The following is a 15324-nucleotide window of genomic DNA, read 5'->3' on the forward strand; positions in this document are numbered from 1 at the left end:
TGATATATTTAATTAACTTTAGTTATACTTGGTTAAATAAATCGTAACAGTTAATTACCCTTTCCTATATTCTTCTCCTCACTTTGTGCTATATTTTCATTCACGACCTGCGCCCCTACTAAATCACCCGTAATATTTACAACTGTGTGGCCCATATCAACGAGCGGAGAAACCGCCGCAATGATCGGAATAATTGTTAGCGGGAGCCCTAGTGTAGAAAGTAAAATAGTCGCGGTAATAACGTCCGCACCTTTTACACCAGCACAGCCCGCTGCAAGGACAATTCCTAAAAATACAGTTTGCAGAATAAGCCCAAATGTAATCGGAATGCCATATACATTTAATGCGAAGACCGCTAAAACACCGAGCGCTGCTGATAGTCCGTTCATATTAACAGTAGCTCCAAGTGGAATGGTGAAACCAGCTACCGATTCAGGTATACGAAGTCTTTTTTGCGCAACTTCCATCGTTACTGGAAGCGTTGCGCTACTTGATGTCGTACTAGCAGCTACGAGCATAGCTGGACTCACTTGTTTGTAAAAATGAATTGGGCTTATCTTCCCGAAAACTTTCAGTACAATTGGGTACATAATGAACACAATGAGTAGCAATGATAAATAATCAGCTACTACATAGCTAACGACCGCAGTAAGCATGTCAGCTCCAAATGTGCCAACTACATGAGCAATTAACGCCATAATTCCGTATGGGGCAAATCCGATAACGAGCTCTGCAATTTTAATCATGACTCCTGATCCTTCATGCACTAATTTACGAATTCCTTTCGCTTGATCCCCAAGAAGAATAAGTGCCACCCCGACAAAAATAGCAAAGATAATAATTTGAAGCATACTCGTTTCTGAGGCTGCTTGAATGACGTTAGAAGGAAACCATTGCACGATATTATCTACAAAACTAAACTTCTCTTCTTTAAAGTTCTGCCCATTCGCAAGAAGACCTTCTACTCCTTTACCAGGGTTGATAATAAAAGCGATCACTACGCCAATGCTTGTCGCTAATACCGCTGTGACTGCATAGTAAATAAAAATCCTGCCGCCAATCGCCCTTAACATTTTCGGATTTTCAAGCCCCGCAATACCTGAGACGATACTTAAAAAAGTTAAAGGAACGATAATCATTTGTAATAAGCGAATAAATATATCCCCAATCGGCTTTAAAACAGCTACTTTCGGTCCAAATGCTATACCTAAAGCAATACCGATTAATGCCCCTATCAAAATTTTCACAGGTAAATTTTGTTTTCGCCACCACTTCATCCAAAGGTCCCTCCCTTAAGAAAACATTAAGCTAACAAAAACCCCCGATTCAAATCATCCCTCGGATCTACAACAAACTGATGGAATCCTGTAATAAATGCATTCCCCGTTACTTTCGGAACGACAGCTTCATATTTATCTACTTCTGTTACCGACAATACTTCTCCCTCAAATTTGCCGTCAGTAATGCATTCGTGGATGAAAATCTCTCCTTTTTGTAAGGCATCTTTTTCAAAAAGGGTTGCGATTCTTGCGGAAGTTCCTGTGCCACAAGGGGAACGGTCTACTTGCCCGTCTGCGAAGATCGTTACATTTCGTAAGCTAGCGTCTTCTCCTTTCGGTTCATCTGAGAAAATAACACCATATATTCCTTTTAAATCTTCTTCAAGTGGATGTTTTACTTCCATTTGACTTTCAATATAATGTTTAATTTTTCCGCCCCACGTTTGAATTGCAGATAAGTCTTTGAAATCGACTTTCAAACCAAATTCTTTACAGTCTACAACAGCATAAAATGCTCCGCCAAACGCGATATCTACTTGGAATTCATAGTCATCTATTTTGATAGGAACGTCTTTTTTATATACGAACGAAGGAACGTTTTCGAATGATACTGACTCAACTTCGCTTCCGTTATATTTTGCGTACGCAATAACTTCCCCAGCAGGGCTATCAATAATGAATTTTTGTTTTTCACCTGTCACTTCAAACATACCTGTTTCAATTCCAACTGTAATAACAGCAATAATGCCGTGACCGCACATCGTACTCCAGCCTTCATTGTGCATAAATAAAACGCCAAAATCAGCATGAGCACTTGCAGGCGGAGTAATGATACAACCGTACATTCCGTGATGTCCTCTCGGTTCATACATAAGAATCTCACGAAGATGATCCAAATGTTCCATGCAGTACGCGCGTCTTTCTAGTTGTGTTTCTCCCTTTATCACTGGCACTCCGCCCGTAATAATTCGAAGTGGTTCCCCAGCTACGTGAGCATCAATTGTTGTGTATATTTTACTAATCTTCATTTCTATCTCTCCTTCATATCTTTATACCATTTCCATTGCAAATATCATGCCAAAGTGTAGAGCGTTAATTTGTTTACATTTTTCAGAAAAAGGTGTATCCTTTTGGCAACAAATCTGTATACCACTGTCTACTTTTTTATAAAAACTTTGGGGGATACACTATGAAACAATTCGATAACTTTGCAGTTCCAACGTTGCATACACTCCTTTCTTACGTGGAAGAAGCGATTTCTATCGTAAATACGAAGGGCGTTATGTTGTACTGGAATGAGGCAGCAGAAAAAATGTATGACATAAGAAAAGAAGATATTATCGGCAAAAATGTGCAAGAGTTTTTTTCAAAGGAAGATATTATGAATTTGAAAGTTCTTGAGAGCGGGCAACCGGTTCGAGATATTTATCATCTTCCTCGGCCAGATAAGCATGTATTAATTAGTACGACTCCTATTTATGACGAAAGCAATGAATTAATTGGATCTATGTCTGTAGAAAGAGATATTACCGTAACGATTAAGTTAAATGAAAAATTATCCTCTACTTCTGAAGAATTACAGCAATTAAAGCAAATGATTCAGCATCAACAAGATGACCCCTTCAGCACGATTAAAGGAAGTAACGCAACACTTCAGCACATAATCCACAACATGAAAAAGGTAGCGAAAACCGATGCGACGATTTTAATTACAGGAGAAAGCGGTGTTGGGAAGGAGCTATTTGCCCAGGCTATTCACGAAGCAAGCCTGAGAAGTAAGCAATCTTTTATCCCGATTAATTGCGGCGCTATTCCTGCCGCCCTATTTGAAAGTGAGTTATTTGGTTATGAATCCGGAGCATATACTGGAGCCGCTAAGGGCGGAAAGGCAGGAAAGTTAGAATTAGCAAATGGCGGTACTTTATTTTTAGATGAAGTAGGCGAGCTCCCGCTTGATATGCAAGTAAAACTACTTCGCGCTTTACAAGAAAAAGAGATTTACCGAATTGGTGGGCAAACGCCGAAAAAAATAAACGTAAGAATTATTGCTGCAACGAATCGTATTTTAGAAGACATGGTGCTCAGCGGAACGTTTCGATCTGATTTGTTTTATAGATTAAATGTTTTTACGGCGCACATCCCGCCATTACGGGAACGAACGGACGATATTTCCTTTTTAACTCATCATTTCTTAAAGGAATTTTCTTTTAAATATAACAAGCCCGCTCCATTCGTTCATCAAGAAGCAATGAACAGGCTACATACATATTTTTGGCCGGGTAATATTCGCGAACTACGCAATATAATAGAAAGATTAATTGTCCTTCATGACGGGAAAGAAATACGTGAAGCGAATATTTTACAACTATTACCTTCGCAAAAATCTGTCTATCATACAGAGCGCTCACTCACTGATGAGAAAAAAAACTTAGAGAAAACTAGAATTATACAAGCTCTCGAAGACACATACGGAAATAAAAGCATCACTGCGAAAAAGTTAGGAATGTCCCGGGCTAACTTATATAAGAAATTAAAGAAGTACGGAATTACTTATGAAGTAGAGCGATAATCAGCGGTGTGTGTATGTTCATAAGCCAGTAAAAAAGTCATTTATTCATAGTGTGTAAAATTCATTGTGGAATTCAAGCCACATATTCGTTCTTGGGAGGTGCTGTGGCACCTCCTTTTCTTTTGCAACAAACGGGCCAGATTGTTGAGGGTCTCTTCTAAAATAATTGGATATTAATATTAAAATAGATGGGGATTATGAAGTCATGTACTTAAACTATAGGACGGGATTATTTATTTCCTATATAATTATAGTAAACAAAAGATAGGTTATTTAAGGATGGCTGATATGTTGAAAACAAAAACTAAATATCAAACTTGGATACGAATTTACAAACTAATTATTTTTTTGGTTATTTCACTCATTCTTCTCTTGGTAACATTATTACCTGTTAATTTATATCTGCGAGTCCTGTCAGGTATTTTTGCGTTACCTTTTATTTATATAGCATTTATACTTTCTTATTCAGTTTACCAATTTGCAGCATTTGGTGGGAATTATCAGTCAAAAATACATGATTTAATTGTTGCCAAGGTGAATTGGGGTGGAAAAGAAAAAATACTAGATATAGGAACCGGTAGTGGTTCACTGATTATTAAACTGGCAAAGACTTTTCCTAAGTCCTTTCTAACTGGAATTGATTATTGGGGCGGAAATTGGGAATATTCCAAATCCCAATGCCAACAGAATGCTGAAATAGAAGGGGTCTCTGATAGAATTGATTTTCTGAAAGCAAGTGCTGCAGAACTCCCTTTTACTGATGATGAATTTGATATAATTGTAAGCTGTCTAACATTTCATGAAGTAAAAGATAGAGAAAATAAAACTGAAGTAATTAATGAGGCATTAAGAGTATTAAAACCTGGTGGCGAGTTTGTTTTCTTAGATTTATTTATGGATGAAAAAATATTTGGAGATGAAAAAGAGCTCTTAAATGTCTTAAAGAAACATGGTGTATCTGAATTGAATAGCTACAAGCTTGCTGAAGAAATGGAGTTACCAAAACTCTTATTGAACAAAAAAGTATTAGGAAATGCAATGATTTTGAGTGGTAGGAAATAAGAATGCACTAATTCGTCCTTATAATAGCGCGGACTTCTCTATTATAAGGGCGACTACTTAATTTAACTTAACAAAGTGATGTAGCTCTATTTGTTTTTTGCATCTTTTTTAGCAACATCGTAACTTTATTTCAAACCCACACACCTAACCACAACAAAAAAATCCCCCGAAACCTCGGGGGACCCATCAAACCCTCACCGCCACCACATCCGGCACTTGCTTAGCAATCTCCTCACCAATCTTTATACTAGCCGTTGCCGCCGGAGACGGTGCGTTGCAAATATGCAGAGAATTGATGCCAGGGATAATGCAGAAGTCATCAACCATATTTCCGTTTGATAAAATGGCTTGTGCCCTTACGCCAGCATGGGTTGGCACGATATCTTTTTCTGTAAGTTCTGGTATTAGGTGCTGCAAGCTTTTTAGGAATGATTGTTTACTAAATGAGCGCACCATTTCTTTTATGCCTTCTTTCATATTGGGCATCGCCATTTTCCAAAATCCTGCGTATGTCATTGTTTCCATGAAGTCTTTAATGTCAAAGTCTGTTTTCGTATAGCCTTCGCGTTTGAAGCTTAATACTGCGTTCGGTCCTGCATGTACGTCTCCGTTGATCATTCTTGTAAAATGAACACCTAGAAATGGGAATTCTGGATTTGGAACGGGATAAATTAAATGTTTTACGAGATGGCGTTTTTCTGGGACGAGTTCGTAATATTCACCACGAAACGGAACAATTTTCATATCCGTTAATATTCCTGTCTTTTTCGCAATGCGATCACTATGTAATCCAGCGCAGTTAATGAGAAATTTCGTTTTAAATACACCTTGATTTGTCTCAATTGTTACAGCGTCTTTCTTCTCAGTAATACGCTCTGCGGTTGTTCCAAAATGTACTTCCCCACCGCTTTCCTGAATTAAGCGAGCAAACGCATAACTTACTCCTCTATAATCAGCAATCCCGCAAGAAGGAACACGGATTGCCCCAAGTCCTTTTACATGAGGTTCAATTTCAGCTAATTCTTCCTTATCTATTTTTGAAATATGTAAATCGTTTTGTAAGCCTCTTTCATATAAGTTATGTAAAAGAGGAAGTTCGTCCTTTTCTGTAGCGACAATTACTTTTCCGCACATGTCATAAGCGATGTCATTTTCTTTACAAAATTGAACCATAGCTGCGTTTCCTTCTTTAGCAAACTTCGCTTTATAACTCCCTGGTTTATAGTAAATTCCAGAGTGAATTACTCCGCTATTATGTCCAGTTTGATGATGTGCAAGTTCCTTTTCTTTTTCAATGATCGCGATTTTCGCACGAGGGAATTTTTTCGTTAAAGCCATTCCAGTTGAAAGCCCAACAATTCCTCCGCCAATAATTATAAAGTCATACATCCTACTTCCCCCTTAATAGTATAAAAGGCAGGTCTCCTTGAGAGACCCGCCGTACATATTATTTAGAAAAACAACCACGTTGACGCATTAGTTCTCTATATAAATCTTTATTTTTTTCAAATGCAGCTCTTCCGTGCATCCAAAATAAATTGTTTAACAGAACTAAGTCACCAATTGGTAATTTCAATGCATGTGTTGCTGGTGAGTTTTCAACAGAATATGATAAGTCTTTCAGATAGTTTGCTTGTTCAATATTATCTGGATAAGCGAACTGATCAATAAAACAAATACATGGTGCGTTATTCACATCAAAAAACGTTTCACGATAGACGATTTCTTGCGCATTTTTACTTGGTGGTGCTTTATACGTAACTTTAACAGATGCGAGCGAATGATTTCTAAATTTTTGAAGATCTTCCCAATCGTCTAAATGTAGTAAACGGGATTCCCCTCCTACTGCATTTTGCTCTTCAATTTTCATCATAAGAAGCCAATCTGTCGGTTCATCAACGAATGTACCGTCTGTATGAAGTGTAAACAATCGGTACGCTTGACGAAGGTAAGAATCACTACTATCTGTATCTTTCACATTAAATCTAGCATAATACGTTCCCGTCATTGCATCAAAGTTTGGCTCCCCGATTAAATGTGTTAACGCTGTTGCAAATTTCACGTAGTCTGCTGGATCTGCCGTTTCACCTTGTACCCCAATTGTAAATCCGCCCGTTTCACGGTCATGAACAATGCCGCGAATGTTATCCATAAATGATTGCCCAAAAATCTTTCTCATTCCATCAGCAAGATTAAACCGAGAATAAGGAATGTATTGTAATGACTGCTCTGAATGCTCTTTTACCTCTTCAAAAAACTGCTTAAGCAATTGCTGATTTAACACAATATGGTATAAACGCTTATGCTCTGGATGAGGAACAATCTCATATCCCTCATATTTCTTTGCAAATTTCATCTTCGTACTTTGTTCTGTAATAATCGACATTTCAATTCCTCCCTAATTTAAATATGAAGAACTTATTGACGTTTTTTACAGACAGTTATCCTTATCTTCTTATGCTGAGATTCGGTCTTACTGCCCTAACATCGAAAAAGCCAGTCATACGTATCCACGACATAAAATCGTAGAAACGTACAACTGGCTCATAATTACGAATGTTCTTTAATCTCTTAAAGTACAATAATAATAGACAGTTTGTATGAGAATATTTGTAAAACAGGAAAGCAAGATCGGATATAGAGAAGGCTAATTTCTCGTATGGATCTTATTAATTAAATAATAATTCAAAATATTCTAACTGTCAATTCGTTTTTTATTATTTTCTCGACATACTTTACACATTTTACAAATCCTCTTACTTTCCGCACATCCTCTTTTTTTCTCCTCTTGTTTCACAGTTTGAACTTCATTTAACTTTTTCATAGTTCTTGCCTCCTCAATAAACGAGAGCCAGTTGTATTCCCGTTAACGGAAATACAACTGGCTCTCGTTTATGGCGATATAAAGTGAAACTTTGATCAGTGGGGACGTAGTTCATCCCCACTGATCATTAGTTTTACCAATCGGGCATTTACGGGCAGTTGATCTGTGGAGATCTTACTGCGCGTTAATGCGGGATAAACTAGACAGTTTTTATGGTGTTGTTTCCTCGTACTCACGCCCAGGCTGTTCATCATTTAAATAACTTACGTATTGGCGATGTAAATCCTTTACCGCACTAACGATAGCATTTTGCGCTTTTCCTTGATAATGGTCCATAATATCTTGAACGATTTCTTCAATACCATCTTGCAAACTATGCCCTCTCAACATTTGAGCGACGAAGTCTCTACCATGCTCTGTCGCAAGCGTACATGACGCTTCAATAATGACATGATATTTATGATCTGCCTCAATTGTAATTGTTAGTGTCTCGTACATACTGCGAACAGCCATCCCTTTCGGAAGTCTCGAATGTCCTGCCATAAAAAATGTCCCTTTACGCATATTTCATCCTCCGTTACTATGTTTTTTATCGCTTATACTTGATCTACGTATACTGTCTTTATTCTTGTATAAAATTCTTTCGCCGCTTTTCCTTGTTCACGCGGTCCAGCACTAGAGTTTTTCATTCCGCCAAACGGAACTTGTGGTTCTGCTCCTGCAGTTTCTGAATTCACGTGTACCATTCCGACTTCCATATCATCAATAAACCTTTGCGATAAACTTAAATTATTCGTACAAATCGATGCACTGAGTCCGTATTCTGTATCGTTCGCTAAAGAAACTGCTTCTTCATAACTATTCACTTTAAATAAACATATAACTGGGCCGAAAATCTCTTCTCTCGCAATGCGTGCATCTTTATCGACATTTTCAAAAATAGTCGGTAAAACATAGCACCCTCGCTCCAGTTCAGATTCGCCTGGCACGCTGCCTCCATACAGTAAAGAAGCCTCTCCTTTTCCTACTTCAATCATCGATAAAATAGATTGCTGCTGACCCTTGGAAACACATGGGCCCATAAATGTATCCGGTTCTAGCGGGTTCCCAACTGTAAGAGCTTCCGTGCGCTGCAACAGTCGACCCTTGAACGCTTCATAAATGTCCTCTTCGACTATTACTCTACTTGTTGCAGTACATTTTTGCCCTGTTGACATAAACGCACCTTTTATCGCAATACTTACCGCCTTTTCAATATCGGCATCTTTTAATACAACTAACGGATTTTTTCCGCCCATTTCTAATTGTGCTTTTTTCTGAGTTTCAACCGCTGCTTTTTGAATGATGTTTCCAACGTGATTAGAACCAGTAAAGGATACCGCTTTTATATCCGGATTTCCCGTTAATTCTGCTCCAACTTCAGAGCCTTTTCCGAATACACAATTTATAACGCCTGCTGGAATGCCTACCTCATGAAAGGCATTTACAAGATGGTACACCGATTTTGGCGTAACTTCGGCCGGCTTCATGACAATCGTATTTCCGTAAATAAGTGCCGGCGCCATTTTCCACGCTGGAATCGCAATTGGAAAGTTCCACGGTGTAATTAATCCAACTGGCCCTACTGCTACACGTTTACTGTAAAGCATTGTACTTTCATTAGCAGACGGGATGAGCTCTCCGATCGGCTGATTTGCTTCCCCTGCATAATATTCAAGAATGCTAATCGCCCGCTTCGTCTCTCCTATTCCTTCCGCAATCGTCTTTCCTTCTTCGCTTGTTACATCTAGGCCAACTTCATTTACCTTTTCTTTTAAAATAGCTGCCGCTTTCCATAAATAACTTGCTCTTTCTTGAAACGATAACTTTTGCCATTTATGAAACGCTTCTTTCGCTGATGCGATTGCTACTCGTGTATCTTCTACTGAACTAAACGGGAATTCACCTAGTACTTCCCCGTTATGCGGATTATAATTTTTCACGTATGCATTCGTAGAAGGTTCTCTCCACTCACCGTTTATATAATTGAAAAACCTCATTCCCCTGCCCCCACCGTTTTTATTTTGATAGTTTCGCAATAGCAGCTTCTAAAATAGTAAGCCCTTCTTCAAGCTGTTCATCTGTTATAACGAGAGGCGGCAAGAAGCGAAGTACGTTACTATAAATACCAGCGCTTATCGTAATGACCCCTTTACTATGTGTTTCCTTCATAATCGCTTTAACCTCTTCTGCTGCTGGCTCTTTCGTCTCTTTATCTTTTACAAGCTCGATTGCAGTCATAGCACCAAGGCCTCTGACATCACCAATTAGTTCGTATTTATCTTTCCAGCTATTAAACACTTCCATCATGCGCTCGCCAATTTCTACAGCACGATTTACTAAATTCTCTTCTTCGATTACATCTAAAACAGCTAATGCAGCCGCGCAAGCAGCCGGACTTCCTGAGAAAGTACCACCTAATTGACCTGGCCCAGGTGCATCCATCAAATCCGCTCTTCCTGTTATTGCGCTCAGCGGCATTCCAGCAGCGATTGATTTTGAAAATGTCATTAAATCAGGAGCTACGCCGAAATGATCCATTGCAAATAAGCTACCCGTACGAGCGAAACCAGTTTGAATTTCATCCGCAATCATAATAATTCCATATTTATCACAAATATTTCGAACACCTTGCATGAACGTAGTCGTCGGAACGATAAATCCACCTTCTCCTTGAAGCGGTTCCAAAATAATCGCAGCGATATTATCACTTGCTACTTCCTCTAACATAAAGCGTTCGAAATACGCTAAAATTTGCGCGTCTACTTCTTCTGGTGTCAGTCCTTCTTCAGCGCGGTAATAGTACGGATATGGTAATTTGTATACTTCTGATACAAACGGCCCAAATCCATGCTTGTACGGTTTCACTTTACTTGTCAGTGACATCGTCAAAAGTGTACGTCCGTGATATGCACGCTCAAACGAAACAATCGCGCTTCTTCCCGTAGCTTTTCTCGCAATCTTCACCGCATTTTCTACTGCTTCTGCACCACTATTCGCAAACATCGTTTTTTTCTTAAAATCACCTGGTGTTAACTCATTCAGTCTTTCCGCGAGTGTAATATAACTTTCATAAGGCGCTACGTGAAAACAACTATGAATAGAAGATTCCACTTGATCTTGAATCGCCTTTACTACTTTCGGATGACAATGCCCGACGTTTTGCATACCAATTCCGCCCGCAAAATCGATTAACTCATTACCATCTACATCAGTAATAATCGCTCCTTTTGCTGATTGCACATACAACTCTGTAATATTGTAAGGCCCTTCTGGCACCGCATTTTTTCTTCTTTCATGTAATATGCTAGATTTTGTAGTTGTAATATCTTTCTTCTCTTTCAACATGGAACATTACCCCTTTTCTTATTCTTTTTCTATGCTAACTTCTGAATCTTTTATAATCGTAAAATCATTCAACTTTTGCTTATCGAACTTTCTAACTCTTAAAAAATAACTTATTATTACTAGAATCATAGCTAATAATGTCATGTAAAACTGCATACGCATATCTGCTATAAACGCTTGTGAAACAAATATCGTAATAATCATTAAAAGCGTTGCATATGTGAGATAAGGGAATAACCACATTTTCACTTTCAGCTTTCCAGCCCCTTCTCTTTCCCTCTCTCGTCTTAACCTGACATGTGAAACGGCAACGAACATATACATCAGCATCGTTACCCCTCCTGAACTATTCGCTAAAAACGCAAACAGTTTATCAGGAGATATAAATTTCAACATCGCGCAAATAAATGCAAATACGATACTTGCATAAATCGCTACAACCGGTGTCCCTCTACTATTTAACCGTGAGAAACTAGCCGGAGCATCGCCTTTTTTAGCAAGTGAAAATAACATACGCGAACTCGTATATATACCTGAGTTCATAACGGAAAGTAATGATAAAAATACAACACCGTTCATAATTTCTGCGGCTGCAGGTACCCCTGCCATATTAAATAAACTTGCATACGGAAGTTTTAATAACTCCTTATCCGTCCACGGAATAAACATAACTAAAATCGTTACCGAACCTACGAAGAAAAGCATAAGGCGCCATACTACACTATTAATAGCTCGTATAACATTCTTCTCTGGATTTTCCGATTCCCCGGCTGCAATCGCGGCGACTTCACTTCCCGATAAAGAGAAAGAAATAAATACAACGCTCAGTAAGACAGGAACAATTCCATTCGGGAAGAAGCCTCCATTTTCCGTAACCATAGCGAGACTCGGTCTCTCCACTCCCGGAACAAATCCAAAAAACATCGAAACTCCTAAAATTAAAAACGCAACAATCGCAATAACTTTAATAAACGCTAACCAATATTCAAACTCACCGTAGAGTTTTACTGAATATACATTCGTCATCGTCATTAAAAGGACCATACATAAACTCGCCAGCCATGCTGGAACCGACGGGAACCAATTGTTAATCATCACGCCTAAAAGCACCGCTTCAATTGCGATAATAATGACCCAGTTAAACCAATATAACCACCCAATCGTATACCCTGCCCACGGCCCAATTGCTTTATTCGCATACGTTGCAAAAGAACCGCTATCAGGATTTTCCGCTGCCATCTCTCCTAACATCCGCATCACGAGCACAACCATTAAAGCGCCGATAATATAGGACAAAATCGCTGCTGGACCCGTCGATTGAATAATCGTTCCACTTCCTACAAACAAACCACCACCGATAACCCCGCCGATCGAAATCATTGTTATATGCCGAGTTTTTAAATCCTTCTGTAACTCCTTTTTCTCTTTAGCCAAACAATTCACCAGCCCCTCCATTAGCGTGAATGTGCACCATACTCCATTGACAACGCTTTCTAAAAATCCCCTCCTACTTTGACTAAAAAATAAAAAGAGCCAGAAAAACAATGTACACATTTACATTGGATTTTACTGTCTCTATCCGTATGGCTCGTCCTCCTGCTAAGGAAGTTCAAGTGGAAAGAAGCTCCGCTATTCAATTGAACAAAAGTAAACTCGGGCTTGCAGGGAGGCTAATCACTGTCATCCGATAATAAGTTAATCATAATACAATAAGTCTGAATATTCAATGTTCATTTCCGCAAATTTCATGAATAAAAAAAGAAAATTCTCTTACCTCGCCACATATACTGTTCAAAAGAAAAAAGGAAGTGATCCAATGTATTACGGAACAAAGGGCTGGTACGTCGCTGAGCTTAAAAAATTAGGTGTTCGCTATCATGAAGGACGAAAACTAGAAAGTTACCGCGCACACGTATTACGCAATTTATTAATCGCACAACAAGAGACAACGAAAGAAGAGTAATTTACTAACAAAATTACTCTCGAGATATATCGTCTATTCAACAAATCCCGGCAAATCACCCATCTAAACTACCAACTAATCACACATTGATACAAACCAAAAAAAGGTCACCCACACAGGCATGCCCATCAACTTAAGAATTCAGAATTACCCCAAAATGAAAAAATAAGCTTTTTTGTCACAAGTGTAGCTTTGTAAAAAAGATTGATTAAAAACATCAAACCTCTATAGATTTCTTAGAGGTTTGATGTTTTCTTGTTGGATATTTATGTTAATCTAACGATAAACATTGTGAAGAAATGTACTTCAACTAACGGGGCAGGTTAGTTGAAGATTGCTTTGACCTTTGTTCAACAATTGGGCCATTTAGTTGAAGATCTCATCAAATAAGTAATGATATTTAAAGGAATAATTCATTCTGATAAAGAACATTAAAAAACGTGATGATAAGGAGGCGATTGTATGGCAAATCATGTAGAAAATCTATATAACTATCATGTATGGGCAAATCAACGGATTATTGATCATCTTAAGACACTTTCTCCTGAGAAATATCAAAAGGAAATGAAAAGTGTCTTTTCTTCTGTTTCAAAGGTTTTATCTCATCTCTATTTGGTGGAATATGGATGGCTTCATACCCTTGAGGGTCAGAGTATGAATGAAGCAATGCAATCTTCATTTCAAATTCAAGAAAAGATTGAGAAACTGCCCATTGAAGACTTAGAAACGGAATTTCACACTTTAACATCCCGGTTTAAAACCTTTTTGAACAGACAGGAAGATATGGAAAAGAGAATAATGTTGGATAATCCATGGGCAGGATTAAGAGAAACAAGTATATCTGAAATGGTCTTACACGTTGTGAATCATGGAACCTATCATAGAGGGAATATTTCAGCTATGTTACATCAGTTGGGTGATTCTTCAGTTATGACTGATTATGCTTTTTATTGGTATTCTTGAAATGTTATTCATTAAGGCTCAGTAAAATAATCAAACTTTTTTATAAAAATCTCATACTTAGCTAAAAAGGGTAACTCCATTTTGATCAATCTTTATTCAAAATGGAGTTTTTGTATTTGTTGTTAAATAAAAAAGGATAATCAGCCTCATAATGGACTAACTATCCTGTAATTTATTAATTTAATAAACGGGTGACCTTTCCTATTCACAAACAAGAATTTGTCTAGAAAATGATCCTTTTCTTGTGATACAGCGATCTGTAATTTCAAATCCTGCTTCATGGATCATGTCGTCCATTGTTTCCATCGTAACAACGACTACCTTTTTTGCAATGCGGCGCGCACTTGAAAGAATGGAGAACTGGTCTTCTGGTGTTGCGTGCGTAAATAGGTCGTACGGCATATCGATAATTGCGACGTCGTAGTTCTCAGTAAGTTCTTCAATCGGGCCATTTGTTACTGTTCCTTCAAACCCGAAATGTGCGATGTTTTTTCTCGTTCCAAGAACTACAAGTGGATTTATATCTCTACCAACGATGTTAATCCCCATAGAAAGTGCTTCTACTACTACTGTTCCAATGCCGCAGCACGGGTCAATAGCTCGCACTCCATCTGGGTTTGGCACAGCGATATTTGCGACAGCTCTAGCAACACGTGTGCTCAGTGATGTCGAATAGCTATGCGGTTTTTTTATATGATGATACCAAACCGGATCACTTTCTACATAGTGTCCGAAGTACCAGCGTCCTCCAAGAGGAACAATCCCGAATACACGCTCTGGATTACGAACATCCGCTTCTCCTTCAATATGCATGCCAAGGTCTCGTTCAATAAGGCGTCTGTCCCCATATTCAATTTTATTTTCTTTACCAAGATCATTGATTTTAACGAAGATAACTTTGAATGTCGCTCCCGCTAAATCGATTTGTTCCACTTGTTTTAAAATGCTTTCTAAGTCGTCCCCTTCATACATAACCTCGACGCGCTCTTTAATAAACGGACTTCTACTCGGAGCAATCTTGACTTCACTTTTTAAAATATTAACGTGAGACTCCATCCCAAAGAACGAGCGCATTTCCAAGTAACATAAAGCACGCTCCTCTTCGCGAAACGCATACGTATATATACATGCAGGTGTTTTACTATAATTACTCAATCTATTATCATCCTTTATCGTTTAAAATTGTTATGATCACAATTACTCGAATACTATTTATATAAAATTAAATGATATCACATGCCCGAAATAAAGAGAAACCTTTATAATTTGTTTTATA

The 15324-nt window shown here is 38.3% G+C and carries 14 protein-coding genes; 4 read left to right on the forward strand and 10 right to left on the reverse strand.

Features of this window, described 5'->3' with window-relative positions; genetic code table 11:
- Positions 1-50: 50 nt before the first annotated feature.
- Together JTF23_RS24770 and JTF23_RS24775 are read right to left on the reverse strand one after the other, a co-directional pair.
- On the reverse strand, positions 51-1277 hold the full coding sequence (locus JTF23_RS24770; RefSeq protein WP_204209999.1) for a dicarboxylate/amino acid:cation symporter: 1227 nt from the start codon (positions 1275-1277) through the stop codon (positions 51-53).
- A 26-nt stretch (positions 1278-1303) separates the two neighbouring features.
- The gene (locus JTF23_RS24775; protein WP_204210000.1) at positions 1304-2308 is read right to left on the reverse strand and encodes a proline racemase family protein; all 1005 of its coding nucleotides are present in this window, start codon (positions 2306-2308) and stop codon (positions 1304-1306) included.
- 161 nt (positions 2309-2469) lie between these two features.
- On the opposite strand from JTF23_RS24775, the gene JTF23_RS24780 reads away from it, so the two are divergent.
- Both JTF23_RS24780 and JTF23_RS24785 read left to right on the forward strand, forming a co-directional pair.
- Positions 2470-3849 (forward strand): sigma-54 interaction domain-containing protein, encoded by a 1380-nt coding sequence (locus tag JTF23_RS24780; protein ID WP_204210001.1) that lies wholly within the window; start codon positions 2470-2472, stop codon positions 3847-3849.
- Positions 3850-4137: 288 nt separating this feature from the next.
- Positions 4138-4911: a class I SAM-dependent methyltransferase gene (locus tag JTF23_RS24785; protein ID WP_204210002.1), complete on the forward strand. Its 774-nt coding sequence runs from the start codon at positions 4138-4140 to the stop codon at positions 4909-4911.
- A 186-nt stretch (positions 4912-5097) separates the two neighbouring features.
- Here JTF23_RS24785 and lhgO read toward each other — a convergent pair whose 3' ends face one another.
- From lhgO to JTF23_RS24815, 7 genes are all read right to left on the reverse strand, one after another.
- On the reverse strand, positions 5098-6300 hold the full coding sequence (gene lhgO / locus JTF23_RS24790; RefSeq protein ID WP_002114771.1) for an L-2-hydroxyglutarate oxidase: 1203 nt from the start codon (positions 6298-6300) through the stop codon (positions 5098-5100).
- 58 nt (positions 6301-6358) lie between these two features.
- The gene (glaH, locus tag JTF23_RS24795; RefSeq protein WP_002114772.1) at positions 6359-7297 is read right to left on the reverse strand and encodes a glutarate dioxygenase GlaH; all 939 of its coding nucleotides are present in this window, start codon (positions 7295-7297) and stop codon (positions 6359-6361) included.
- A 309-nt stretch (positions 7298-7606) separates the two neighbouring features.
- Positions 7607-7735, reverse strand: a complete 129-nt coding sequence (locus tag JTF23_RS28170) for a hypothetical protein (RefSeq protein ID WP_286674650.1) — start codon at positions 7733-7735, stop codon at positions 7607-7609.
- A 210-nt stretch (positions 7736-7945) separates the two neighbouring features.
- On the reverse strand, positions 7946-8299 hold the full coding sequence (locus JTF23_RS24800; protein ID WP_002114774.1) for a DUF3870 domain-containing protein: 354 nt from the start codon (positions 8297-8299) through the stop codon (positions 7946-7948).
- A 32-nt stretch (positions 8300-8331) separates the two neighbouring features.
- Positions 8332-9774, reverse strand: coding sequence for an aldehyde dehydrogenase family protein (locus tag JTF23_RS24805; RefSeq protein ID WP_016103868.1), 1443 nt, complete (start codon positions 9772-9774; stop codon positions 8332-8334).
- A 19-nt stretch (positions 9775-9793) separates the two neighbouring features.
- A complete protein-coding gene (gabT, locus tag JTF23_RS24810) occupies positions 9794-11122 on the reverse strand; it encodes a 4-aminobutyrate--2-oxoglutarate transaminase (protein ID WP_002114776.1) in 1329 nt (442 codons plus the stop codon).
- Positions 11123-11140: 18 nt separating this feature from the next.
- Positions 11141-12565 carry an amino acid permease gene (locus JTF23_RS24815; RefSeq protein ID WP_204210003.1) on the reverse strand — a complete coding sequence of 475 codons (1425 nt, stop codon included), beginning with the start codon at positions 12563-12565 and terminating at the stop codon, positions 11141-11143.
- Between the two features lie 304 nt (positions 12566-12869).
- On the opposite strand from JTF23_RS24815, the gene JTF23_RS24820 reads away from it, so the two are divergent.
- Positions 12870-13085 (forward strand): YflJ family protein, encoded by a 216-nt coding sequence (locus tag JTF23_RS24820; protein ID WP_033710642.1) that lies wholly within the window; start codon positions 12870-12872, stop codon positions 13083-13085.
- Between the two features lie 462 nt (positions 13086-13547).
- Positions 13548-14048: a DinB family protein gene (locus JTF23_RS24825; RefSeq protein WP_001273686.1), complete on the forward strand. Its 501-nt coding sequence runs from the start codon at positions 13548-13550 to the stop codon at positions 14046-14048.
- A 201-nt stretch (positions 14049-14249) separates the two neighbouring features.
- On the opposite strand, the gene JTF23_RS24830 is transcribed toward JTF23_RS24825, so the two are convergent.
- A complete protein-coding gene (locus JTF23_RS24830) occupies positions 14250-15203 on the reverse strand; it encodes a TRM11 family methyltransferase (protein ID WP_199715409.1) in 954 nt (317 codons plus the stop codon).
- Positions 15204-15324 lie beyond the last annotated feature (121 nt).

It is taken from the genome of Bacillus sp. RIT 809 (assembly GCF_016892495.1).
GTDB classification, from domain to species: Bacteria; Bacillota; Bacilli; order Bacillales; family Bacillaceae_G; genus Bacillus_A; species Bacillus_A cereus_U.

Bases quoted from the DNA above. Each gene is read 5' to 3' on its own strand.
- JTF23_RS24800 (WP_002114774.1), bottom strand. From the start codon at position 8,299: ATGCGTAAAGGGACATTTTTTATGGCAGGACATTCGAGACTTCCGAAA.
- gabT (WP_002114776.1), bottom strand. From the start codon at position 11,122: ATGTTGAAAGAGAAGAAAGATATTACAACTACAAAATCTAGCATATTA.
- lhgO (WP_002114771.1), bottom strand. From the start codon at position 6,300: ATGTATGACTTTATAATTATTGGCGGAGGAATTGTTGGGCTTTCAACT.
- glaH (WP_002114772.1), bottom strand. From the start codon at position 7,297: ATGTCGATTATTACAGAACAAAGTACGAAGATGAAATTTGCAAAGAAA.
- JTF23_RS24785 (WP_204210002.1), top strand. From the start codon at position 4,138: ATGTTGAAAACAAAAACTAAATATCAAACTTGGATACGAATTTACAAA.
- JTF23_RS24770 (WP_204209999.1), bottom strand. From the start codon at position 1,277: ATGAAGTGGTGGCGAAAACAAAATTTACCTGTGAAAATTTTGATAGGG.
- JTF23_RS24780 (WP_204210001.1), top strand. From the start codon at position 2,470: ATGAAACAATTCGATAACTTTGCAGTTCCAACGTTGCATACACTCCTT.
- JTF23_RS24805 (WP_016103868.1), bottom strand. From the start codon at position 9,774: ATGAGGTTTTTCAATTATATAAACGGTGAGTGGAGAGAACCTTCTACG.
- JTF23_RS24825 (WP_001273686.1), top strand. From the start codon at position 13,548: ATGGCAAATCATGTAGAAAATCTATATAACTATCATGTATGGGCAAAT.
- JTF23_RS28170 (WP_286674650.1), bottom strand. From the start codon at position 7,735: ATGAAAAAGTTAAATGAAGTTCAAACTGTGAAACAAGAGGAGAAAAAA.
- JTF23_RS24775 (WP_204210000.1), bottom strand. From the start codon at position 2,308: ATGAAGATTAGTAAAATATACACAACAATTGATGCTCACGTAGCTGGG.
- JTF23_RS24820 (WP_033710642.1), top strand. From the start codon at position 12,870: ATGAATAAAAAAAGAAAATTCTCTTACCTCGCCACATATACTGTTCAA.